At 38.2% G+C, this 23,189-nt stretch carries 15 protein-coding genes; 14 read left to right on the top strand and 1 reads right to left on the bottom strand.

The annotated features are described in order from the left end of the window. Positions 1-96 precede the first annotated feature (96 nt). The 4 genes from PK943_02475 (at position 97) to PK943_02460 (ending at position 10,445) form a co-directional block, all read left to right on the top strand. Positions 97-4,122, top strand: a complete 4,026-nt coding sequence (locus tag PK943_02475) for a right-handed parallel beta-helix repeat-containing protein (GenBank protein HRN78077.1) — start codon at positions 97-99, stop codon at positions 4,120-4,122. A gap of 14 nt (positions 4,123-4,136) precedes the next feature. Beyond that, positions 4,137-6,617 carry a right-handed parallel beta-helix repeat-containing protein gene (locus PK943_02470; GenBank protein HRN78076.1) on the top strand — a complete coding sequence of 827 codons (2,481 nt, stop codon included), beginning with the start codon at positions 4,137-4,139 and terminating at the stop codon, positions 6,615-6,617. A gap of 152 nt (positions 6,618-6,769) precedes the next feature. After that, entirely contained in the window at positions 6,770-9,844 is a 3,075-nt protein-coding gene (locus PK943_02465) for a right-handed parallel beta-helix repeat-containing protein (GenBank protein ID HRN78075.1), read from the top strand. 118 nt (positions 9,845-9,962) lie between these two features. Further along, on the top strand, positions 9,963-10,445 hold the full coding sequence (locus PK943_02460) for a GNAT family N-acetyltransferase (protein HRN78074.1): 483 nt from the start codon (positions 9,963-9,965) through the stop codon (positions 10,443-10,445). A gap of 697 nt (positions 10,446-11,142) precedes the next feature. Here PK943_02460 and topA read toward each other — a convergent pair. After that, entirely contained in the window at positions 11,143-13,392 is a 2,250-nt protein-coding gene (gene topA / locus PK943_02455; GenBank protein HRN78073.1) for a type I DNA topoisomerase, read from the bottom strand. Positions 13,393-13,684: 292 nt separating this feature from the next. On the opposite strand from topA, the gene PK943_02450 reads away from it, so the two are divergent. The 10 genes from PK943_02450 (at position 13,685) to PK943_02405 (ending at position 23,120) form a co-directional block, all read left to right on the top strand. Then, a complete protein-coding gene (locus PK943_02450) occupies positions 13,685-14,491 on the top strand; it encodes a hypothetical protein (GenBank protein HRN78072.1) in 807 nt (268 codons plus the stop codon). A 15-nt stretch (positions 14,492-14,506) separates the two neighbouring features. Further along, positions 14,507-15,247 (top strand): lysophospholipid acyltransferase family protein, encoded by a 741-nt coding sequence (locus tag PK943_02445; protein HRN78071.1) that lies wholly within the window; start codon positions 14,507-14,509, stop codon positions 15,245-15,247. Beyond that, a complete protein-coding gene (locus tag PK943_02440) occupies positions 15,244-16,236 on the top strand; it encodes a VWA domain-containing protein (protein HRN78070.1) in 993 nt (330 codons plus the stop codon). The genes PK943_02445 and PK943_02440 overlap by 4 nt, the downstream gene beginning before the upstream one ends. Then, entirely contained in the window at positions 16,233-17,234 is a 1,002-nt protein-coding gene (locus tag PK943_02435) for a VWA domain-containing protein (protein ID HRN78069.1), read from the top strand. The genes PK943_02440 and PK943_02435 overlap by 4 nt, the downstream gene beginning before the upstream one ends. Next, a complete protein-coding gene (locus PK943_02430; protein HRN78068.1) occupies positions 17,231-18,349 on the top strand; it encodes a tetratricopeptide repeat protein in 1,119 nt (372 codons plus the stop codon). Before PK943_02435 ends, PK943_02430 begins: the two co-directional genes overlap by 4 nt. Then, the gene (locus tag PK943_02425; GenBank protein HRN78067.1) at positions 18,330-20,051 is read left to right on the top strand and encodes a BatD family protein; all 1,722 of its coding nucleotides are present in this window, start codon (positions 18,330-18,332) and stop codon (positions 20,049-20,051) included. Before PK943_02430 ends, PK943_02425 begins: the two co-directional genes overlap by 20 nt. Beyond that, on the top strand, positions 20,048-20,770 hold the full coding sequence (locus PK943_02420) for a tetratricopeptide repeat protein (GenBank protein HRN78066.1): 723 nt from the start codon (positions 20,048-20,050) through the stop codon (positions 20,768-20,770). The genes PK943_02425 and PK943_02420 overlap by 4 nt, the downstream gene beginning before the upstream one ends. A 28-nt stretch (positions 20,771-20,798) precedes the next feature. Then, positions 20,799-21,671 carry a M23 family metallopeptidase gene (locus PK943_02415; protein ID HRN78065.1) on the top strand — a complete coding sequence of 291 codons (873 nt, stop codon included), beginning with the start codon at positions 20,799-20,801 and terminating at the stop codon, positions 21,669-21,671. A 69-nt stretch (positions 21,672-21,740) separates the two neighbouring features. Beyond that, positions 21,741-22,709: a signal peptidase I gene (gene lepB / locus PK943_02410; GenBank protein ID HRN78064.1), complete on the top strand. Its 969-nt coding sequence runs from the start codon at positions 21,741-21,743 to the stop codon at positions 22,707-22,709. 12 nt (positions 22,710-22,721) lie between these two features. Then, the gene (locus PK943_02405; protein ID HRN78063.1) at positions 22,722-23,120 is read left to right on the top strand and encodes a rhodanese-like domain-containing protein; all 399 of its coding nucleotides are present in this window, start codon (positions 22,722-22,724) and stop codon (positions 23,118-23,120) included. Positions 23,121-23,189: the final 69 nt, after the last annotated feature.

Genomic DNA, 23,189 nt, shown 5'->3' with positions numbered 1-23,189 from the left:
AAGTATGGTAGAGCGTATTTTTTTGAGCTTGACTTATCTTTAAATTTATTATTTAGTGAAATAAAATAGTTCTTACAAAAAAGGGAGCTTATTGGTATGAAGTGCATGTTATCACGTCTATTTATTTTATTATTTGTTTTTTCGTTTGGTAGTACTTGCGTGGCTGCTATCACCTTTGTTAATCCCCAGCCGGGTGAAAATATCCATGGCTTGACGTATCGTATTGGTACGGAAGTGGATATTATTGCATCCAAAGCATGCATTATAGAAAGCTTGGTTGATGAACTTGATTGCTCAGCCGGCGATGCGATGATCTGTTCCAAATTAGAAATTATAGAAAGCAAAATAGACGAAATTTTGGATACTATAGAGTGTGATGAAATTATAAATCTACAAGATGTACTGGATGTTGGTACGTTTGTGATTACGCATGAGGGGCGCTATTGTTTTGTAGGTAGCGATGTATTGCTGACTACCACGCTTGATTGTGCGATTGAAGTGCAAGCTGATAATGTTGTCCTGAATTTTGCTAATTTGAGTATAGATGGTAATAATTTGGCCAATCAGTTTGTTTGTTTTCACAATAATAAAAATGTATCAATAATTGGCGGTAGAATTTCCCATTTTACCGAAAATGTTTTTTATGTTGATAATTCTACTAATGTGACTATAACAAAATCACACATTTGTGATAATGAAGTAGCAATATATGTTAATGATTCACAAAAAATTGCCCTAGATGGATTGGATATTTGTAACACATCATCTGCTGGCATCATAATCATTAATACGCAAGACACCATTATTCGTGAAACATTATTAATGAATGATGCTTCAATTACTGTTACGTTGCAAGTTGCTATAGATATATCCGGTTCAAATGATGTGTTGCTAGATGATGTGCGCGTAATTAATTTCCATAATGGCATGTTGTTCGAAAGTACTACTAATATTGTATGTACCAATTGTTTAAGTAAAGAAAATATTAATGGTGGGTATATAGTATTTGGTCCAGGAGCAAAAGATATTATCTTTAGCTCCTGCACAGCACTAAGTAATGAAGGAGCAGGGTTTCGTATTAATGGTTGTAATGTGACCTGTAAAGATTGCTGCGCGATGCATAATGATGCTGGCTTTATATTTGATGCAGATACTTTGGCGGCATTGTTGGATGGGTGTTACGGTATGGGGAATAATATAGGATTGTGCATAGAAATTGACGTACAAAACTTATGTGTAGTCAACTCATATTTTAATGCCAATCTAGAGATTGATATCAAAGGCACAAGTTCATCAACAACATTTGCCAGTGAAAAAATTATACAAGATATTTTGGCCGGACCTGTACGTATTGTACTTGATCAGACTAATTTTGATGCAGGTGAAACGGTAACTATCCGTGTGCCTGGTGTAGTGGTTATTACTGAGGATATTATTTGGACCGTTACGCATAAGTTTGCAATAGTAATTGAGGCTGACAATGTAACGATAAATTTGGGAACAAATACTATTAATGGTATGGACCAAGGCTTTGGTGCAATTTGTTGGGAAGGTGTAAGAAATACACGCATTCTAAATGGTTTTCTGAATAATTTTATTGGTAATGCCATAAAAGCAAGTTTATCGAGTAAGTCTATTGTGCAAAATATATGTGGAATGTCAGCAGATGGACAAAACGTATATTTTGTATTCCAAAACGTAGAACAAGTCACTGTAAAGGAGGTGAATATAACTAAGCCGAATGGTGGTGGTTGTATTCGCTGTGAGGATTGTGAATGTGTTACGGTACAAGATAGTAAAGTAACAGGTGGTGTTACAAATGAAGATTTACTAGTTGAATTAAGAGGTGTTAGAGCTGCTATAGCTGACAACATAGCAGCCACTATTATTGGTGATGCTGTTGGTGTTGCTGCGACAATAGCAACTGGAGTAGGATCCACCTATTTATCTCTTAAAAGTAACAAAATAACGGGGGCAGTTGAGGGTGCAAAAAATGGTATTGGGATGTTGGCTGATGGTGCGAGTTTTGTATCATCTACAAAGAATCTTGTTACAAACACGAATATTGGGCAGAACGTGAGAAATAGCCGAAGCTTTAGTTCGTTCAGGGACTCATTTGGAGATACGAATATTGCGTCTCTATTTGAAGGTTCGAGCGAAATAATAAGTAGAGGTAGAGATATAGCTAACTCTTTATTAGGTGCTAGCTATGATGATTCAGATACAGTTAGTGACGAGGATACCACTGCTGAATCAACGGCTACTGCACTAAGTGCACAAGACTCGAGCAATATTTTATTTAATGGTTATAAAGTAGTGAATTCAGCGTTTTCAGGTTTGCGAGGGAATAACAGCCAGCTGGTGGGGCAAAATGGGAGTATAGATGGGACATCTCTTGGGCCTGCTATACTTATGGAGGATTCTGATTTTACAATAGATGGTCAGCGGCTTGTACACAATTTCGGTGCTCTCAGAAGCATTAATTCGAGTGGTAGGGTAACTGATTTTATTGCAGATGAAACCGATTTCAAAAGTATTTGGCAAAATGGAGGATTTTTGGAGCTTCAACAGGCTATTCTTAATGGTGCTGGTGAAGAAGCATACCTAGGGCAGGCTATAGATTCATTTAGTGGTAGAGATATAAGCACTAACCGCACAGGTGGGGGTACAGCTTCAATCTTAGTTGACGACTTTGGTGACTTGGATTTGGAAGGCCTTGATCAAGAAGATTCTTTTGGTGATGCGCTTCGGGCTAATAATGGTGATAGGGTGAGTGTAAGAAATTCGAGTGCTAGGCGTAGCTCGCAAAATGGTTATTCGTTCAATAATGACGATATCATAGACCTTGAAGATGTAAGTGATTCTGAGTCGGGTGAATCATCGTTCCGATTTGGGTTTACAAATTTAATAGATGCTATAGGTCTAAGTTCTGATGGGTCAGTAGGTGATGCCGCCATTGATCTTGATAATGCTTTTCAGTCTCTATTTGAGGATGTAAACATACGACATAGTAGTGGAGACGCATTTAGAGCTGGGGGGACTGGGAGTGGGAGTTTTTTGAGTTTGCGCAATTCAAGTGCAAGTGATATTGGTGGTAATGCATATTTTTTCGAGACTGTAGATGAAATACTTGCGTATGGTGCAGATGCGGAACGTGTCAATGGTCGCGGGATTGATGCCTCTAGTGGCGGTAGTAGGTTTAGTTGGCGTAATTCGAGATTAAGCAGTATTAGTGGTGATGGCAGTGTGTGGGATGATTGGGATGAGGTATATGCAGATGGAATAGATTACGAAGATATTGGTGGTCACGTAATTGATGCTTCTGATGGTGATATCTTTGGTCTTCGCGATTCGAGTGCACGCCAAGCTGGCGCGGGAATTCGTGGTAGTAATTGGACGGAGTTTTCTGAAGAAGATTCTGATATTCAATCTATTGGTGGAATTGGTCGAGAGTATAGCAATATTGGTCAATATAGGGGACGTAATCTTAGCTCTGATGATACTGGAGATGATGCACTGAGTTTTTCTGAAGTGGACGATACGGATATTGATGGAGCAGATATAAGCCGAAGTAGTGGTAATGCGCTGTCTGCATCGAATGGAAATAGTTTGTCAGTGCAAAATCAAACTTTAGCTGATATAGCCGGCAAAGGTAATGTAGTTGCTATAATGAATAGGGTGTCAATATTAAATTCAGCAGCGGAGAATATTGTTGAAGAATTCATGCATGGAACTGATATTAATACTATGAGTCTTCGTAGTATATCTGAATTTAATGGTGGATCAGATTTTGTGCTCCTTAATGGAGCGATACAGGCATTTATTAGTAAAGCTGATGCCTTTGGTCTTGACGGTACGATGTTTAATCTTGAAGATGTTGTTAATTTAGCTATTGAAAGTGTTAATGGAGGGGGTATTGGAGGAGATGGTGTAAATGGAAAAGGGTTTGCTGTATCTAAAGCATTATTAGATGCACTGAATATTGAGGTCGATGGAAATGGTATTGTATTACCAATATTCGATGATCCTTTCGAAGATCCTCTTGTCAGTAAAACGAGTATTACTAATTCGGTTATTAGGGCTGGAAAAACTGCAATAAGACTTTTTAGATCATTGATTTAATAAAGAGAGTAGAGATGAAGCATATAAATAAAATTTTATTATTTTTATTGTGCATGGTAAGCCCTTTAATTGCCAATATTGTTTTAGATAATTGCTCGTTTTTGAATTCATCCAAAGGGTTTGAGATTGAAAGCTTGTCCGACGTTTTATTGATTAATTGTATTGCGTCTGGTAATGAAACCGATGGCTTTGACTTTATTGCAACTAATTCAATTTTAATGTGTGATAGTTTTGCACACTCTAACCAAGGTGCGGGTATTCATTTTGATGCATCATGTTTTGCAATTGATGTTTTTGATACTATTTCCGAACAAAATACTGGTGGTGATTTGGTAGATGATACGTCTAGTGCGTTCCAGGTGAGTAACAAGATTATTCAAAGCAAAGTGTGTGAGATTGAGGTTGATCTTGCAAGCGACACGGATGCGATATTGTCTGCTATTGATGAGATTGATTTTAATGTGATAATATCTGTTACACTGACTGGCGAGGCGGTCAGCGGGTGTGATTACCTGATTACTGCAAGCCAAATACCATATATTGCAAACAGGCCAGGGGTTCACTGTTTGGTAGAGAATATACAAGGTGGATTTGTCGGCGCAGCAGCAATTACCATTACCTCATCTTGTGTAACGCTCGATATGATGGATCGATTCATAGATGGTGAAGGTACGAGCTTAATTGGTATTAATGTGGGTGGTGCAAATGATGTAACAATCAAGGATGGTACCATAAAAAATGTAACAGATACGGGAATATTTATAGGAACCGGGGCATCAGGCAAAGAACGTATTACTGTAAGCAATGTAAATATTGCGAGTGCAGGTGCCTCAGGAGTAGCAATAAGTAGTGGGGCAAATATAGTGCTTGAAGGTTGCAACATATATAATTGTGCAGCCAACGGTATGTTAATTTTTGGTAGTGCAGCAGATTTGGTAATAAGAGCATGTATAGCAAGCCAAAATGCAGCAGATGGTTTTTTGGTAAGTTCTTCTTCAGTTAATAACTGTATTTTTGAAAACACCATAGCGGGTAATAATGGTGCAGATGGCTTTGATATTCGTGGTAACAATTGCCAGATTGCAAATTGTACGAGTGTATCAAATGCATCAGCCGGTATTAGAGCAGCTACAGGTACATCAGCACAAACATTGGAAGTGTGTAACAATTTAGTGCATAATAATGGCATTAATTTAGTGAATACCATAGATGGGAATCTTTGCAAAATGGGGTGTGATTTTATTATTCAACAAAACGATATTCCATATACTATTACCGTACCGGGTAATTATTGCTTGGCAGAATCAATAACGGTTGGTGCTAGTAATGGTATTATTGTAGCTGCAGATGATGTAACGCTAGATTTGAAAAATAAAATAATAGAAGGATCTGGCACTGATATGGCATTGGTAATTTCTGGTACCAATGTTTATGTTAAAGATGGTTTGATTACTAACTTTAACAATGGAATCTCTGTTGAAAGTGATGCTGGATTTGTTTTAATAGAAAATATGATTGTAAATGATTGCGAAACTTCGGGCATAATAGTTTCTAATATAGAAACAAACGTGAATAATTGTAGTGTCAGTGGAGGTGGATTATTTGGTGGTATTGTTGGTAGAATGCAAGAAGTCAATGACTGTACAATACAAAATATCATAGCAACGGGTCTTGGGATAGGATCAGGAGCAGTAAGCCCTGTTGCGCGAAACTGTACTATACAAAATATTGGAGGGACGGGTGTTGCTATTGCAGTGAATAACGCTACCGTCGTAAATACAATAGTTTCTAACGCCAATCTAGGGTTTGATGTAGTAACAAATAATAATACCATAGAAAACTGTACCGCATGTGATACATCTTCTCATGGGTTTTATGTAGAAGGTAATGATAATATAGTTGTTGATTCAATATCCAATAATAGTGGCCTAGACGGATTCCATGCTGAGGGTAATAATGTTACTTTTAGAGAGTGTTGTGCTGTTGACAGTGCTAGGCATGGGTTCCAGGTTTTGGATGGATCTCGTTATGTGATTAGTTATTGTGAGTCTATTAATAGTGGTATTGATGGATTCAATATTGATCCTACTAACGTAGCAACTGTTTCTAATTGTACGGAGACAGATTCTGGTAGATATTCATATTATTTGGGAGAAACTAATCCATTGGTTGCAACAGAAAGTCTTTTGCCGCCTGGTAGTTATCAGATGACGGGTACACGAGGTATTCATTTGTTCGATAATATTGCAAATCCAAGTGTTGATGTAGGTACTGGTACCACAGCGCGTAATGATGCTTATAATTTTGAATTCTTATTTACACCCTTTGTAGGTCCGGTGACATCACAGCGAGCTCGTCGCTTGTCGAGTACTTTAGGGGTACAAACTAACGGTCAAGGTAATATTGATGAATCATTTGGATCTGTACCAGGAGGATTTATTGCGGCTGCAGCGGACATTGCAGTGTTTAATAGCCGTTCAAACGCATCACCATAATTTTACATCATGATTTTAATTATGGCCCTTCCCTTTAAAAAGGAGGGGCCATTTTATTTTTGTTATATTAGTGAATCTTTTATAGTGTTGACTTTGATCTAAATTTATTATTTAGTGGAATAAGTAGTTCTATAAAAAGGAGAGCTTATTCTATGAAGGTATTGTCTTATATATATGTACTAATTTTACTATTGGTGTCTCATCACATTCATGCGAGTTGTGGTAACATAAACCCACAACCAGCTGAAAATTTACATGGTCTGACCTTTCGTATAGGTACAGAAGTTGATGATATGTCATCACAAGTATGTGACATTGAATCAACGGTAGATGTAATAAACACTAAAATAGATCATATTATAGATGGTATTAGCTTTACCATATCAGTAACATTGACTGGCGAGGCAGTCAGCGGGTGTGATTACCTGATTACACAAACACAAATTCCGTATGTTGCAAATAAACCGGGTGTGCATTGTTTGGTAGAAAATATACACGGTGGATTTGCAGGAGCTGCAGCAATTACCATTACCTCATCTTGTGTAACGCTCGATATGATGGATCGATTTATAGATGGTGAAGGTACGAGCTTAATTGGTATTAATGTAAGTGGTGCGAATGATGTGATAATTAAAGATGGTACCATAAAAAACACAACGAGTAATGGTATATTTATAGGGAGCGGGGTATCGGGTAAGGAGCGAATTACCGTAAATAATGTACATATTGCGAATGCAACTAGTGGCGCGGGAATAGTAATAAACAGTGGTGCAAATATGGTATTTGAGGGTTGCAATATATATAATTGTGCAGCCGAAGGTATGCAAATTTTTGGTACTGTTACAGATTTGGTAATAAGAGCATGTATAGCAAGCCAAAATGCAGCAGATGGTTTTTGGGTAAGTTCTTCTTCAGTCAACAATTGTATTTTTGAAAATACGATAGCAGAAAACAATGGTGCAGATGGGTTTAATATTAGTGGTAGCAATTGCCAGATTACCAATTGTACCAGTGCATCAAATACATCTGCCGGTATTCGAGCAGCTGCAGGCACATCAGCACAAACATTGATGGTGTGTAATAATTTGGTTTATGCCAATGGTACTGATTTAGTGAATGTAATAAACAGTGATTTGTGTTTGATACCTGCCAGTGACTTTAAAATTGCACAACATGATATACCATTGACCATTGATACACCGGGTGTGTGGTCTGTTGCAGAAGATTTAGAATTTTCTTCAGGTACTGCAATTACCATTACCACGAGCTATGTCACCCTAGATTTGTATGGTCATACGATTGATGCACAACATGGTGGTACCCTTGGGGTGAAAGTGAATGCAGGTGCGGGAAATGTTATTGTGCAAAATGGTAAAATAGTAAATGGATTCAGCTTTTCAACCGGCATAGACTTTGATGGTGTACGCGGCAGCATAAGAAATATACAAATAAATGATTTTGGTAATGGTATATCTATTGGTGGTAATGATAACACTGTTCAGGAGTGTACGGTTAGCAATGGAACTATTGGTATAGCTGTTACAGCAGCTGCATTAAGAATAATAATCCAAGATTGTATAACTCAACAAAATAGCAACTCAGGATATTTTATAAATACAAGTTCAAATGATTGGTGTATAGCTGATTGCAAGGCATTATCAAATGCTGGAGGTTTTGTTATTGCGGGTGACAATGGCTTAATGACAGCTTGTTATGCAGTGGGCAATAGTGGTACTGGTTTTGATATTGATGGAGACAATTGCCAACTACGCGATAGTTCAGCTATAAACAATGCGGTAGGAATAGATGGTACCGGAGCGGTTGGCTTAGTAGTTTGTAACAATATTGCAAACAATAATGGTACAGATCTTATTAATGTACCCAATAGTGATTTATGCGATATAGCAGATTGTGGTTGTGATTTTGAAATTACTCAAGATGATATTCCATACACAATTACACAACCGGGAACTTATTGTGTATCAGAGTTGATTAGCTTTATAGGAACAGGTACCGCTATCAGTATAATTTCAGATAACGTAGTACTGGATTTAGATAACAACATAATACAAGGTGACGGATCCAATAACAGTTTTGCAATCAGTGTTGTAGGAGAGCCTAGTCAAGCAATTATTATTCAAAATGGTACCATTGTAAATTTTGATATCGGTATATATGCGTTTGGTGGTTCATTTATTAATGAATTAATAGGTGTAACAATCCAGAATATTACCATACAAGATGTTATACGAGATGGTATTCGATTTACCGGTGGTGTTTCAGAATCAATTATTCAGGATTGCTTTGTATGTAACGTAGCTGATGGTAATGGTATTTCCATTCTTAATCCGTCTGTGTTTAATTTGATTCTCAATTGTAATGTTGAATTAGTTGGAGGCACGAGTGTTTCTGAAGGTAATGGCTTTAGAGATGAAAGTGTAAGCAATACGTATGATGGGTGCTTTGCAGGAAATTGTAATAGAACAGGGTTTTATTTAAATTCATCAAACTCAGTGATCAAAAATTGTCAAGCTATAGATTGTAATCAGCATGGCTTCCATCTTGCAGAAGATGGCGATCATCTATTAATTCAAAATTGCACCGCTAAATTTTGTAGTTTAAGAGGATACTTCATAGAAGGTCCTGAAGTACTTATGAAGGAATGTATTGCTGATAGATGTAATGATGTGGGATTTGTAGTTGATACAGCTAATACACGTGGTGATACAACGGGTACACCACAATCGAATGTTTGTATAGAGGATTGCATTTCTTTTCAGAATGCCGTAGGTGGTTATGAAGTGCGTAATATTTTAGGACAAGCAGAAATAACGAGTGTGGATCCTGTAACAATAACTATCGGTACTTTTAATATTGGTCAATTGCCACCGTTTCCGGGGCCTGCGCATACGGCAAATAGTCGTGGTATTATATTGCTCAGGAATGAATGTGCCGGTAGTCCGATTGATACAAGTTTTTTAATGAGAGTAAGTATAGCAGATACGATAGGTTCATTAGGTCCGGTCACCGTTATATTTCCAATATTTCCATCTATTGGTAGCATAAACTCACCGGCAGGTTTTCTAATACCAAATCCATTTCCAAGTCCAGGAACGTGGATTGCAAGTGAAGCAACAGCATTTGGCGTTGCTATAACAGGTATTTTTACCGCTATAGCAGATGGTAATGTGCTGAAGGATTTTGTGTGGTCTAGTTTCCCACCATGATAGATATACTTTTTGGTACTATGCATGGCCTTATCAACAAAATGATAGGGCCATTTTATTTTTGTTTTCTTTATTTGTGATTTCTATGGTCCTTATACTAGTTACCTAGGGGATCATTATGAAGAAGAACAAATTATCAGATAATTCGATTTGTATTCGGCAGTTATGTACTGATTATATAGCCTCATATCTTGCGCAATTTTCTCCGGAGGTACAAGATGCATTGCATGTATCATCTCTCCAGATGGAGGCAATGTATTTATATGAACGGATTGTACAACAACAATTAGGCAATACGTTGTTTTATTGTGTGTTTGATACCACGCAGGATCAATTAATAGGTGCAGTGGAAATTCGAGATGCACAGGCACACCGGGGGCAGTTGTATTGTTGGATGCATCATGCGCATTGGGGAACCGGCGTATTTAAACACGCACTTGCGTTAGTTACACAAGAATATTTTGCAACAACGGGAGCATTGTTTTTGACCGCATATGTAGATATTGATAATAAACGTAGTTATCATGCGCTTAAAAAAGTTGGTTTTGCTCATGTTGCCAAACGGGGAAGGCAATATGAAATGGTGTTACGAAAGCAGTAAGGTATGCACGTGTATTTGGTAAACTATTTTGATTTTATTAAATTACGTTATATTTTTTACTTTGATTATATTTTATTCTTATTTTTGTAAGTTTGCCCTACGCGGGCAGCGCCAGATTTTTTGCGTGTACAAAAGATCTGGACTAAAATATCCGTCTACGCTTATCCGGGCCTTCCGGCTCGGCAAGCTACGAACGGACAGGCACCAACTTCTCCTCCGCTCACACTGAGCTTGTCGAAGTGCAACATGCTGTTGGATGGCCTAATTCTCACACAATTCTGCTGACTCATCCGCTTTCGCGGCTTCGCATCAAGGTGCTCGGATAGAAGACTTTTAATTTTATGTATTGGTTCATTCGCGCTCGTAGAAGCAATTCTGCCGTCGCTCTTTGAGCTATGGCGGAATTGCCGTCTTTAGTCCGCCGAAGCTATAAGCGTAGGCTGGAAGCCGCGTGATAGTATATAGTGGGATAAAATTAGCAAAGTTAATTTGATCAATTTAAAAATATGAGCAGAAAATATAGGCGAGAGTTTGCCGTATGAGCGCTAAAGAGAGATTAAAAAGAGATTCTTCTCTTTTTTGCCTTTGTATCAAATATATTGGGCAAGCAATATATTTGCCCCGCGCGGGAAGCGCAAAACTTGTGATAAAAGAAAAACTCAAAAATATAACAGTGTAACTAAATTGATAAAAACACTTATTCCTTGTACCCACATTCTTTATCAGAACAATACAACGTAACATTACCATCTTTATCAAATTTCTTGATTAAGAATGGTAGTTTGCATTGCGGGCATTTTGTTTCTTCAATTTGATCAAAGATAGCAAACTTACATTTAGGATATCCCGAGCAACCCCAGAATTTGCCACCTTTCCAGACGCGCTCTACAATATCACCACCGCATTTAGGGCATGGGAATCCTGCTTTATTTTGTTTGATATATTTACATTCAGGGTACCCAGAGCATGCAACAAACGGGCCGTATCTACCAACCAGTTCACGCAATGGTTTGCCACACTTTGGACATGTTTCTTCTAATAATTTTGGTTTTTCTGGTGTAACCAATTGAATTTTACCTTGTTCATCACGGGTAAAGTTCGAGGTGAATGAACAATCCGGATAACCAAGGCAGCCCAAGAACTCGCCGCCTTTGCCAAAACGAATAGCAAGTTTATGTTCTTTACATTCCGGGCACGTAACTTCAGTAGGTTCAGCGATTCTTTTTTTACTATCTTCACCCACAAAGTCTTGTAATTCTTGTTTGAATAATTTATGAAATTCAATCAAAAGCTCATCGCGCTTAATATCGCCATGTTCAATTTTGTCTAAGTCTTCTTCCATTAAAGCAGTGAACTTAACGTCCATAATGCGTGGTAGGTGTTCGACTAATAATTTGACCACTTGCATACCAAGCTCAGTTGGTACAAAGCGTTTACGTTGATCGAGTGTAGTATATGCACGTGCACGAATGGTGTTCAAAATGGTTGCATACGTACTTGGTCGGCCAATGCCTTCTTTTTCCATTTCTTTGACCAATGATGCCTCGGTGTAGCGTGGTGGTGGTTGAGTAAAATGTTGTTTTGGATCCAGTTTTTCCAAATCGACCACGTCTTTTTCTTTGATGTCTGCCGGTAAGATTACTTTTTGTTCTTTTTCATCTTCGTCTTCGGTATAGACTTTCAAAAAACCATCAAATATGAGGGTAGAGCCGGTAACCTTAAAGGTAAACTTACCACCTTTAATAGTTACTTGTCGTTGTGCATATTCGGCTGCATTCATTTGGCATGCGACAAAACGCTTCCAAATAAGTTCATATAGTTTTGCTGCATCAGCAGGTAGGTATTGTTTTGCAATTTTTGGCGTAATACTCACGTCAATCGGGCGAATAGCTTCGTGAGCTTCTTGTGCTTTTGTTTTTGTTTTTCGTTCAAAGACATTCGCCTTGCTTGGCAAATATTCTTTACTAAAATTTTTGCTGATAAAATCACGTGCTTGTTTGGTTGCCGTGTCAGACAAGCGAAGTGAATCGGTACGCATATAGGTGATGAGTGCAACAGGAGTGCTCTCATCTTGGAGTGGCATACCTTCATATAATTTTTGTGCAACCTGCATGGTCTTTTTGACCGAGAACCCAAGGCGGTTATAGCTTGCTTGTTGCAACGTACTGGTCATAAACGGTGCACCCGGATTTTTTTTGCGCGATTTGTCTTCTATAGAATCTATGACAAATGTTTCTGCTTTTATTTCTTTAGTAACCTTTTGCGCTGTTTTTTCATCTTTAATTTCTGCTTTTTTGGTACCAATATGCGTGAGTGCTGCAACAATTTTATCGGTATTGTGTGCAAAGGTACCATCAATCGTCCAATATTCTTCTGGCTTAAAATCGCGAATTGCTTGCTCACGGTCGCAAATTAAGCGCAATGCAACCGATTGGACACGGCCTGCTGATAGCCCGGAAGTAATTTTTTTCCATAAAATAGGAGATACTTCATACCCCACCCAACGGTCAAGTACGCGGCGTGCTTGTTGAGCAGCAACCTTTTTCATATCAATTTTGCCCGGATGGTTGATGGCATCTTCTATTGCAGATTTGGTAATCTCGTTAAACGTAATACGTTGAATCTCGGCATTTTTTTTGGCAACTTTTTCTATATCTTGGCCAATATGCCATGCAATGATTTCCCCCTCGCGGTCAGGATCGGGTGCAAGATAAATAATGTCGGAACCATGCGCAGCCTTGCAAATTTCGGCAATTACTTTTTCTTTGTCTTCCAGTACTTGGTAGTCAATTTCAATATGATTATCATCAGTGATTTCTACCCCAATTTTTTTTGGCGGTAAATCTTTGATGTGTCCCACGGTGGACATGATTTTGAAATCTTTGCCCAGGAACTTGGAAATAGTTTTGATTTTTGCCGGAGATTCTACAATTAATAACTTTTTCATATACTCACATTTAGTTTGACGCTTAATTATCTAGCCCTCTATTTGTACCATGATTCTGATATCTTTCAAATCAAAAATAGTATTCAGATTATAGGTATTGGTACAAGCTTCCCCCTTGGTATAGATCAAGTAGCACACTACCCCTTATATTAGTGGAATAATTTCCTAAAAGTCAAATAATTGCAAAAGTCTACTATATAAAGGATCCTGTTTAAGGCCTTGTGCTTGACTAGTATTTTATAGTATCATACAGGGTAGCAATAGGGACTCATACCTGGAAAGGAATAATAATATGATTATGCGTGTTATGCGTTCGTGGCGAGATTCACTTGCCCTGTTGGCACCTGGTTCTTTAAAGCCTCTGGCCCTGGTTACCCTCAAATCTATTGTTGATGCGCTTAAAACGTTACTGAATGTATGGTATCTGGTGATTGGTACTTTTGGGGTTTTATTATTGATAGGGCTTGGTAGTATATATTTTCTGGTTAATGTGTATGGTTTAGCTACGCATCTTGTTCTTGTGCTTAATCGCTTATTCTTTTTTTTAGTATGGCTATGGGTAGTGAGTATGATTATTCTTGCAGCACGAGCATCGGTAAAGCAAAAAAATAGTGTTTACTTTATCGGGTACACACGATACTGGCTTATGCTGTATACTATTGAAGTAATTATGCTCGTGGGAATATATTATATTGGTATTTCTGAATGGTTATTTTTGTTGATGATTAGCGGTATTACATTTTTAAATACACCTATAGTGCCATTAGGTGTTTTGTTCATGTTATTTTTCTTTGATTCAGAGGGATCTATTAAGTCGTTGTGGATGAGTCTGGTACGTGCGGTTAAAATGGTTATTTTTAATTTACCCGTACTATTTATATTATGTAGTATCTTATATGTATTGTTACAAATTCAGGATAGGGTATTCTTCATATTTATTGAGCAGATGCGTTCTGATAGTATGGTGACTAAAATAGTACTGCTTCTACAAAGTTGTTTTTTATTACTGTTGCAATTAGCTGCAATTTGCATCTGGAACACCATATACATCAAACGTTTGCATGATCAACCGGATGTTTATTTTAATCAACCCAAATAATACCAGGGGGACAGTATGTTGGGTACTTTCGGTGCATTGGTACGGACCTTAGTTTCTCGCTTTTTATTAATATGTATCATTATCATATTTTTTATACCCTTGGTTGTTTACTTATTTTTGCCGCAGCGTATACGGTATGAAAGTAAATTTTTTTTCAATATGGTACAGTTGTTTTATACCTTGGTATTGAAGGTATCATTATTAAAAATAACCTATATTGGATTAGAAAATTTACCGGATGAACCAGCAATTTTTGCCGGTAATCATCAATCATCATTTGATATCCCATTAATGGGTGTGTTAACCAAAGGACAACCGCATGTGTGGCTAGCGCTTGCGGCGTTAATGAAATCACCCGTTTTACGATTCGTGCTTCCGTATATTGCGGTGTTGGTTGATACATCGTCGCCATGGAAGGCGGTGCGCTCATTATTGCAGGCAATGGATATAGTTAAAAAACATCGTATGCATATCATGATATTTCCTGAAGGCAGTCGTTTTGCACAGGATGATGACATACATGATTTTTTTGGTGGCTTTGCTATACTTGCCAAAAGAACGGAGCGTCAAGTTGTGCCAGTATATATACATGGCGTTAACAAAGTGTATCCACCGAACGCTTTTTTAGTACGTAACTATCCGGTTACGGTGGTGGTTGGCAAACCGTTTAGATTTTCAAACGGAGAAGATGAAGAACTATTTAAAAAACGTGTGCATGAATGGTTTATACAGCAAGCTGAAGGGTTTAAACGTTGAATGAATTTTTCTTTCGTTTTGCACAAAGCATTTGGCTATATGTAGCGCTTATTGTGGTATGTGGTGCAATTATTGCCCGGTTAAAAATTGTCAAACGCGTGTTGTATCAGTATACCCTTGGCAATTTTTTGTATGATCGTCATTTGACGAGCAGTGGGTACTACAAAGCCGTGTTATTTGCAATGCGATTGCTATCGTTATTAATGTTGGCTTTTTTACTTGGCAAACCACAATTGGTTGATTCGCATTCTAAAGTACACACAGAAGGTATAGACATAGTACTTGCTTTGGATATATCAGGAAGTATGCAACATGATGATTTTGGTCCCCGTCATTTGTCTAGAATTGAAGCGGCAAAAACAGAAGCGATTCGATTCATAGAAAAACGTAAATACGATGCATTAGGATTGGTTATTTTTGCACAAGATGCAGTATCGCGTGCACCGATTACGGCAGATAAAAAATTATTACATGACATTATTAATGAACTGCATATTGGTGTGATTAATCCTGATGGAACCAAGTTAGCTACGGCAATTGTAACAGCAGTCAATCGATTGAAAGATTCGCACGCAAAAAGTAAAGTCATTATTCTATTGACCGATGGTGAGCCGTCACCCGATGATATAGATCCATCGGTAGCGCTTGAAGTTGCCAAAAAGTTTGGTATAAAAATTTATACTATTGGTATTGGTAGCGATGACGGGGTAGTAATACATAATTTGTTTGGCATGCCGATTGGTCGATTTGGCGTAAATAAAAAATTATTACAAGACATTGCTCAGCAGACAGGTGGGCAGTTCTTTATGGCAACTGATGTACAAGGCATGCGTGAAGTATATGATACGATTGATCAGCTTGAAACAACTGAAATAGAAGTACCAGTATTTACAAAGTATTATGATATTTTTATTCCATTTGTAGCCTGTGTGATCGGATTAGTATGTATAGAGTTATTTTTATCAGCATTTGTATGGTTTAGTATATGATCACATTTTTATTTGGCATTACGTGGAGTGCTCCTGAGCACGCGATTTTTTTTCTTTTGGTCTTTGGTGTAGCTGCTGTGCTGCTGTATTGGTTACGGCGTAAAAAGCATGCGGTCGCAATGTTGGTTGGCCAATCAAAGTTTTTGATAAAAAATTTCTCTTTTACCAAATTGATGATCAGGGCTTTTTTGCTCGTAGTAGCAGTGTTCTTTTTGTGTCTTGCATTGTTGCGGCCACAATGGAATAAAAAAGAAGAAACAGTTTTACAAGAGGGGCGTGATGTTTTCTTTGCCCTTGATATTTCCCGTAGTATGTTGGCTACTGATTGTGCTCCCGATCGCTTGACATGTGCCAAGCAAAAGATAAAAGAAATTCTCAAGCAACTTGATGCAGAACGAGTTGGGTTAATTTTATTTTCTGGTTCTGCGTTTGTGCAGTGTCCGCTGACAGCAGATTATTCTGCGTTTAATTTATATTTAGATCAAGTTGATGTGGAGACCATCTCTTCTGGTAGCACTGCACTTGACCAAGCGTTACAAGAAACACTACGCGCGTTCAAACGATTACCAAGTAGAAAAAATAAATTATTAGTACTATTTACCGATGGGGAAGATTTCTCGAGTAACTTACACGTGCTTAAACGCCAAGCACACGAAGACAATTTGCGCATTTTTGCCATAGGGGTAGGAACCCAAGAAGGTGCGCCAATACCGTTGTATAATCAATATGGCATGCAAGAAGGGCACCAAAAAGATGAGCAGGGCACAGTGGTAATTACCCGCTTGAATGAGGGAATTTTGCGTACGTTAACGCAGGATGCAGGAGGCATGTATATTTCAGGAACTGATGATGGCAGCGATGTGCATATGTTAGTAAAAAAAGTTCAGGAGTTCGAAAAAGAGGCATTAGATGAGCGTTATATGGCACGGCTAGAAGAACAATATCCGTACTTTTTATTGGTAAGTTTTGTATGTTTGCTGATTGAGTGGTTATTATGATGTATGTTTTGTGTTTTATAGTTGTTTTTTTGAATAATCATATGAGTGCTATGGGCACTGCTATTAATTATGGGAAAGCAATAACGCAGACTCATGTAAATAACTGGGAAAGCGCACAAACAAGTATAAATCAATTGCTTGTTGATCAACCAACCAGGGCCGACCTACTCTATGATGCTGGTGTTGCCGCGTATCGTTTACAAGAATATCCAAAAGCACAGGCGTACTTTGAACACGTGACGCAGTCTGATGCACCGTTGCATTTAAAAGAACAAGCATATTTTAATATGGGTAATGCATATGTCCAACAAAAGCAGTTGAAAGATGCTATTGTTGCATATGAGCAAGTCCTAGACATTAATCCAGACAACGAACGTGCACAGCATAATTTAGAAATTGTAAAACAGATGTTGCAAGAAGAAGAACAACAAAAGCAACAAGAAGAACAAAAACAAGATCAGCAGCAAGATAAGCAAAAGCAGCAGCAACAACAGAATAACTCTGCAAATAATCAGCAGAATCAACACAAAGATGATGCACAAAATAACGATGATCAGAAATCTCAAGATCAAACAGATGGATCACAGCAAAATACTCAAGATAACAAGCAAGATAGCAATAAAGATGATGGAGCTGAGAATAATGCTGATCAAAATGGGGAGCAAAACAAACAAGCCAATGATACAGGCGACCAGAAACAGGATGGGCATGAACAAGAACAACAACTTGAACAAAACTCCCAGCAAGGCACAACTGAGCAAGAACAACGAGCTAATCAACATAAAAAATCTCCCGACGAAGATCAACAAGAACAACGACCTTATGATATGCCGGATGAACAACAAAATCAAACAGATACTTCTGAACAGTCTCAATCTGATATAGATCAGGCATTGGGGCAGCAGGCACCACATGAAACTAAAAAAGATAATTCAGCGGAAAAAGGACAGGCGCAGGATCTAGCAGAAGACGAGAAATCATTGGATCCCAAAGAAAAATTTATTCGCTTGGTATTGGCGCAACAAGAAGATGCTGATGCACAAGCAAACAAGCGAATGATTAAACGGGCAATTGATAAAAACTTGGCAGGGCAGCATGGACAAAAACGTTGGTAAATTAATGACCATAGCCGTTATTGGTTTGTTGTATTGCGCATGTTTTCTACGTGCAGCTGATCTGGAGTTGCGTGCATTATCTATGCGTGGTAGACCAATTGATGCAATTGGCATAGGAGAGCCTTTTGTATTGGAGGTGAGTTTGAAAGATGTGTCTGGTAGAATGCCGGCACCCACCTTAGCTCAAAATCAATCATATACCATTAATAGTACTCAGCAAAGCTTTATGATTATAAATGGTCAGCGAGCATATCAATATCGATATGTTGTACACATGGATGCACAAGGTAAACATATTGTAGGTCCAGCAACTATTGTGCACAATGGTACAACTCTGACATCTAATACCATTACGCTAGAAGTTGATCAATCGACCGAATCAATCAAAGGGCAAGAAGCGTTTTTGCGCTTTGTGGTGGATAAAGAGCGTGCCGTGGTTGGTGAGCAAATCAATTGTGTACTTACGTTTTATTATGCAAAAGATTCGATTGAGCTAAAAACTATTGAACCACCACAATTTGTACGTGCACGCTTGGTAGGTGATTTGAATAAGCATACATCTGGTACTGAAAAAATTAATGGAACTAGATATTATTACGAGCGCTGGGAGTGGCAATTGTATCCAGAAGCATCAGGAACTTTGATAATTCCTGCAAGTCGCGCTGAGTACGAAATAGAAGGCAAACGCGCGTATAATATGCCATTTATGATGTTTAGCCGAGCAGAGCGTAAACGTATTTATTCAAATGCCGTTCAAATAGAAGTTGCACCGTTGCCACCATGTAAAGAAACGGTGTATGCGGTAGGGGAATTTGTTAGTTTTGAAGCATCTGTTCATCCTACGGTAGCAAAAGCTGGTGAGGCATTGGTATTAACGCTTGCTATTGAAGGTAATGGTGATATGGGAGCTCTTACAATTCCCCAGTTGAGCCATATGCCAGATGCATTGCGGTACTATGAATCTAAAAATTATATTGAACCGACGCACAACCATTTTTTAGTAAATAAATTTGAATATGTTGTTCAAGGAATGCAAGAAGGTGAATGGACTATTCCTGCACAATCATTTGTTTATTTTGATACTAAATCGCGTACGTATAAAAAGCTGACAACAATACCTCTAGCGGTTACTGTTTTACCCAATGCTGCAATACAACAACCTGCACAAACAGCGAGTGATGTTATCGAAAGTACCGTAGAAATCGACACGCCTGTTGAACAACAGTGCATGGCGCTTGATGAAACAGATAAGTGGTATCCAGTGCACGAGCGGCACCCATTGCCGTGGTGGTTGTTTTTTATGGTATTCTTTATACCATTTTATTATGTAGGTTTTTTGCTCATTCGTGGTGCAATCAGGAGGTATCGCGCAAAAAGCATGCAAATGGTACGTGCAAAAAATGCATTTAAACTGGCACGTGCAGAACTGGATAAAGCACGTGTTCATCATGATCATGCACAGGTGTATGTAGTGATGCGGCAGTTTTTTGCTGATCGTTATATGGTGGCACCGACGCATGTTACACAACAGTTTATTATTGAGCGCTTACAAAGTGCCGGTATGTCTGCACATGTTATTAATCAGTGGGATGAATTTTTTTCTATAGTAGTACAACAGGTATTTGGTGATACGCATAAAAATGATGATAGGTTATTTAATGATGCGCAGCAGTGGTTGATTTTGCTGGAGGGGATATTATGAAACGTTTATCCATGTGGATACTAGGTTTGGCGCTTCCTCTTGTTGCAAACAACCAAGAGACATTTTTGCGTGCAAATAAGTTGTATAAAGCGGGCGATTATCAACAATCACTTGTTGCATATGAATCTATGCAGATGCAAGGCAGTGCTGTGTGGTTGAATATAGGTAATTGTTTATATCAATTAGAACAATACCCACAAGCACTCGTAGCGTATAAACGCGCATTAAAAGGTGCCACTCCGTCGCAATATCGCGCAAGTGTTGTATATCAACATGCGGTGTTGCAAAAACTTGGTAAAAAAGTAGAACTTTCTTGGTGGGATACTATAGTGTTGGCGATTCGTGCACGAACCGGAGGTATCTCTGTATGTGTATTACAATTACTTTTTTTGTTGCCGTGGTTTATACTCAGTTGGCTTATTATTCGCTCAACGCGTGGATTTTGGTATAAAATATTGATTATGGTAGTCGGTATATTTGTTCTTTTCAATGGTATGGTTTTGTATGATACGTATAGTATACGTACACGACAAGTTGCAATTGTGTTTAATAAGGAGCAACTATCGGTTTTTAGCGGCCCTGATGAACGGTATCATGTGCTAGGTACATTGGCATATGCGCAAGAAGTAGTGTTAGAAGATGCGATTGCCGGGTGGTACAAAATACGTTACGACAATAAAGTTGGATGGGTACCCGATTACGTACTCTTGTGTGTCTAAAAAAAGTTTATAACAAGAAAGCTATTTCGTGTCACAACAAAAAGAATTGATTGTAGGAGCAGGGCTCGGGGTGCTTGTTGTGTTGGCTATATTATTAACACAGCAGTATATGTTCTTTGCTCAAGAAGGACGCAGGTTACAGGAATTATCAGCACAATATCGCATGTATATACATACGGTGCGTACTTTTTTACGTAATAATAATATTGTTGATGAAGATGAGTCTTCATTATTTCCTGAAGATGCACGAATAATATCTTCTGATAATCAAGATGATGTGTCTGTTTTTTTAAATAGAAATGAAACATATTTAAAAGATTCAATGCAAGCATACCTTAAAGAACAACAACTTGATGGTTTGATGCAACGTTTGCAAGGGGAAGATTGGTTTGGACCAGTAGATGAGCAACCGCATCAACGCATTATTACCAAAAAGAGATCAGGATCAGCTTCGGTTAATCGTGCAGAGCGACGTGTGCGGCGTCGTTATTTTGATATTGAATTAGATTGGCCAATAGAAAAATCACGTTTTTGGTTAAGTTCATTTTTTGGCTCACGTAAAAATCCAGATGGTTCATATGGGTTTCACCGTGGCATTGACATGGCAGCTATACGAGGAACACCGGTAAAAGCGGCAGCTCCTGGACGTGTAGTAGAAGCACATTATGTATCTGGCTATGGTAACACAGTACTTGTTCAACATAATCATAAATATAAAACACGATATGCACATTTAGATAGGATTAAAGTAACAGCTGGCCAACGCGTGCAAAAAGGTACGCTGGTAGGAACGGTAGGTGATACTGGTTTTGTACGTAAATCTGGGAAGGACGCATCGCATTTACATTTTGAAGTATACATGTTTGGTAAGCGGGTAAATCCACTTTATTGCATGGCGTAAGAGAATTTGTAAAAAAAAATATCATCACTAAACTTGTACATACATTTATTTTTATTGTAAGGAATTATTATGGCAACTCAGCAAAAAAAACAATCTAATTTTTTCAAAAGTGCAGTCGAATTTGTTGGATTGCTCCTGTTGGTGTTTATAATTCGTACATTTGGATTTGGACTATACCAAGTACCGACTGGTTCTATGGAAACAACAATGCTCGTTGGTGAACGTTTTTTTGCTGACAAATTTACCTATTCTTTTATACGCAAACCGCAACGTGGTGACATTATTGCATTTAATGATGTGATGTATACGTATTCTGATAACCCTATAAAGCGATTATTTGAAGAATATGTATATGGACCACAAAATGTTACCAAAAGAATTATTGGTATACCTGGTGATAAAATACGTGGTACGGTAGAAAATGGGCGCCCAGTCATATATCTAAATGATCAAAAATTGGATGAACCGTATTTAAATCAGTACCCACTTATTCGTGTATACCGAGAAGATAAAGCTGCTGTAATCAAGCAAGCAGATCAAGAAATCCGTGCCATGTTGCAAGGTCGACCAGTTGATCCATTTATTCTTGATGCTCTGCGTGAAAGAAAACTTGAAGAATTCAAGACATTAAAATCATATGATCCGGATAAGTCATTCAAAGATCAGCCTTTTTACCAGATACAACCAGATCGTGTAGTGCGTGGACCACAAGGACAATTAGAGTTGTGGTATCCAGGTACCGTATTCCCGCCATCTAAAGCGGAAGTGAAACGCGGTAATAGCCATTGGGATGGTTCAGATGAATTTTATGTTGAGTTGGGTCCGGATGAATATTGGGGCATGGGTGACAATCGAGTAGGAAGCAAAGATTGTCGGTTCTTTGGTCCGATAAAGGAGCATTTAATTCACGGTCGTATTGTATTTAGAATATGGTCAATTGATAGTGATGAATCATGGTGGATTTTGGATTTAATAAAACATCCAATTGATTTTTTCAGTAGGGTGCGCTGGAGTCGTTTTTTGCAACCAGTTTATTAAAAAGGTATTGGTATGAAAAAACTGGTTATAATAAATGTGTTGCCTCAAGAATCATATCATGATTGCCACATTAGTGGATCAATTAATGTGCCCTTGGATCAAATAGAAACATGGGCGCATACGATTGCAAAAGATACACCAATTGTAGTTTATTGTGCGAGTTATGTGTGTGCTGCAAGTGCCCATGCATGGGAAAAGCTAGATGCCATGGGGTTTCAAGAGGTATGGGTGTTTACCGGAGGCATGAATGAATGGTACCATGCAAAATTACCGGTTGAGGGTGTATGTAGCTTGCCTTACCTGGTGAGCAAAATTGAGCAACCAGAAGAAGAAAAAAAGAGTGCTATCAGAGAAATAAACCTGGAAAATCTCAAAAAAATGATGGCTAGGCATGAAATGCTTGCAGAGTAATAAATAAAGTAGTGGCAAACCTTGCATTAATAGGATTTTGTGGTACCTTAATGATACTTTGAAATACAT

The organism is Candidatus Dependentiae bacterium, assembly GCA_035445995.1.
Classification (GTDB): Bacteria; Babelota; Babeliae; order Babelales; family Vermiphilaceae; genus DAOMRS01.
The sequence above is the reverse complement of the archived record's forward strand: the minus strand, read 5'-3'. Positions and strand labels throughout refer to the sequence as shown.

Excerpts from the sequence above, each read along its gene's own strand:
- lepB (HRN78064.1), top strand. The coding sequence starts at position 21,741 with ATGGCAACTCAGCAAAAAAAACAATCTAATTTTTTCAAAAGTGCAGTC.
- PK943_02465 (HRN78075.1), top strand. The coding sequence starts at position 6,770 with ATGAAGGTATTGTCTTATATATATGTACTAATTTTACTATTGGTGTCT.
- topA (HRN78073.1), bottom strand. The coding sequence starts at position 13,392 with ATGAAAAAGTTATTAATTGTAGAATCTCCGGCAAAAATCAAAACTATT.
- PK943_02460 (HRN78074.1), top strand. The coding sequence starts at position 9,963 with ATGAAGAAGAACAAATTATCAGATAATTCGATTTGTATTCGGCAGTTA.
- PK943_02435 (HRN78069.1), top strand. The coding sequence starts at position 16,233 with ATGATCACATTTTTATTTGGCATTACGTGGAGTGCTCCTGAGCACGCG.
- PK943_02430 (HRN78068.1), top strand. The coding sequence starts at position 17,231 with ATGATGTATGTTTTGTGTTTTATAGTTGTTTTTTTGAATAATCATATG.
- PK943_02450 (HRN78072.1), top strand. The coding sequence starts at position 13,685 with ATGATTATGCGTGTTATGCGTTCGTGGCGAGATTCACTTGCCCTGTTG.
- PK943_02420 (HRN78066.1), top strand. The coding sequence starts at position 20,048 with ATGAAACGTTTATCCATGTGGATACTAGGTTTGGCGCTTCCTCTTGTT.
- PK943_02445 (HRN78071.1), top strand. The coding sequence starts at position 14,507 with ATGTTGGGTACTTTCGGTGCATTGGTACGGACCTTAGTTTCTCGCTTT.
- PK943_02425 (HRN78067.1), top strand. The coding sequence starts at position 18,330 with ATGGACAAAAACGTTGGTAAATTAATGACCATAGCCGTTATTGGTTTG.
- PK943_02470 (HRN78076.1), top strand. The coding sequence starts at position 4,137 with ATGAAGCATATAAATAAAATTTTATTATTTTTATTGTGCATGGTAAGC.
- PK943_02475 (HRN78077.1), top strand. The coding sequence starts at position 97 with ATGAAGTGCATGTTATCACGTCTATTTATTTTATTATTTGTTTTTTCG.
- PK943_02405 (HRN78063.1), top strand. The coding sequence starts at position 22,722 with ATGAAAAAACTGGTTATAATAAATGTGTTGCCTCAAGAATCATATCAT.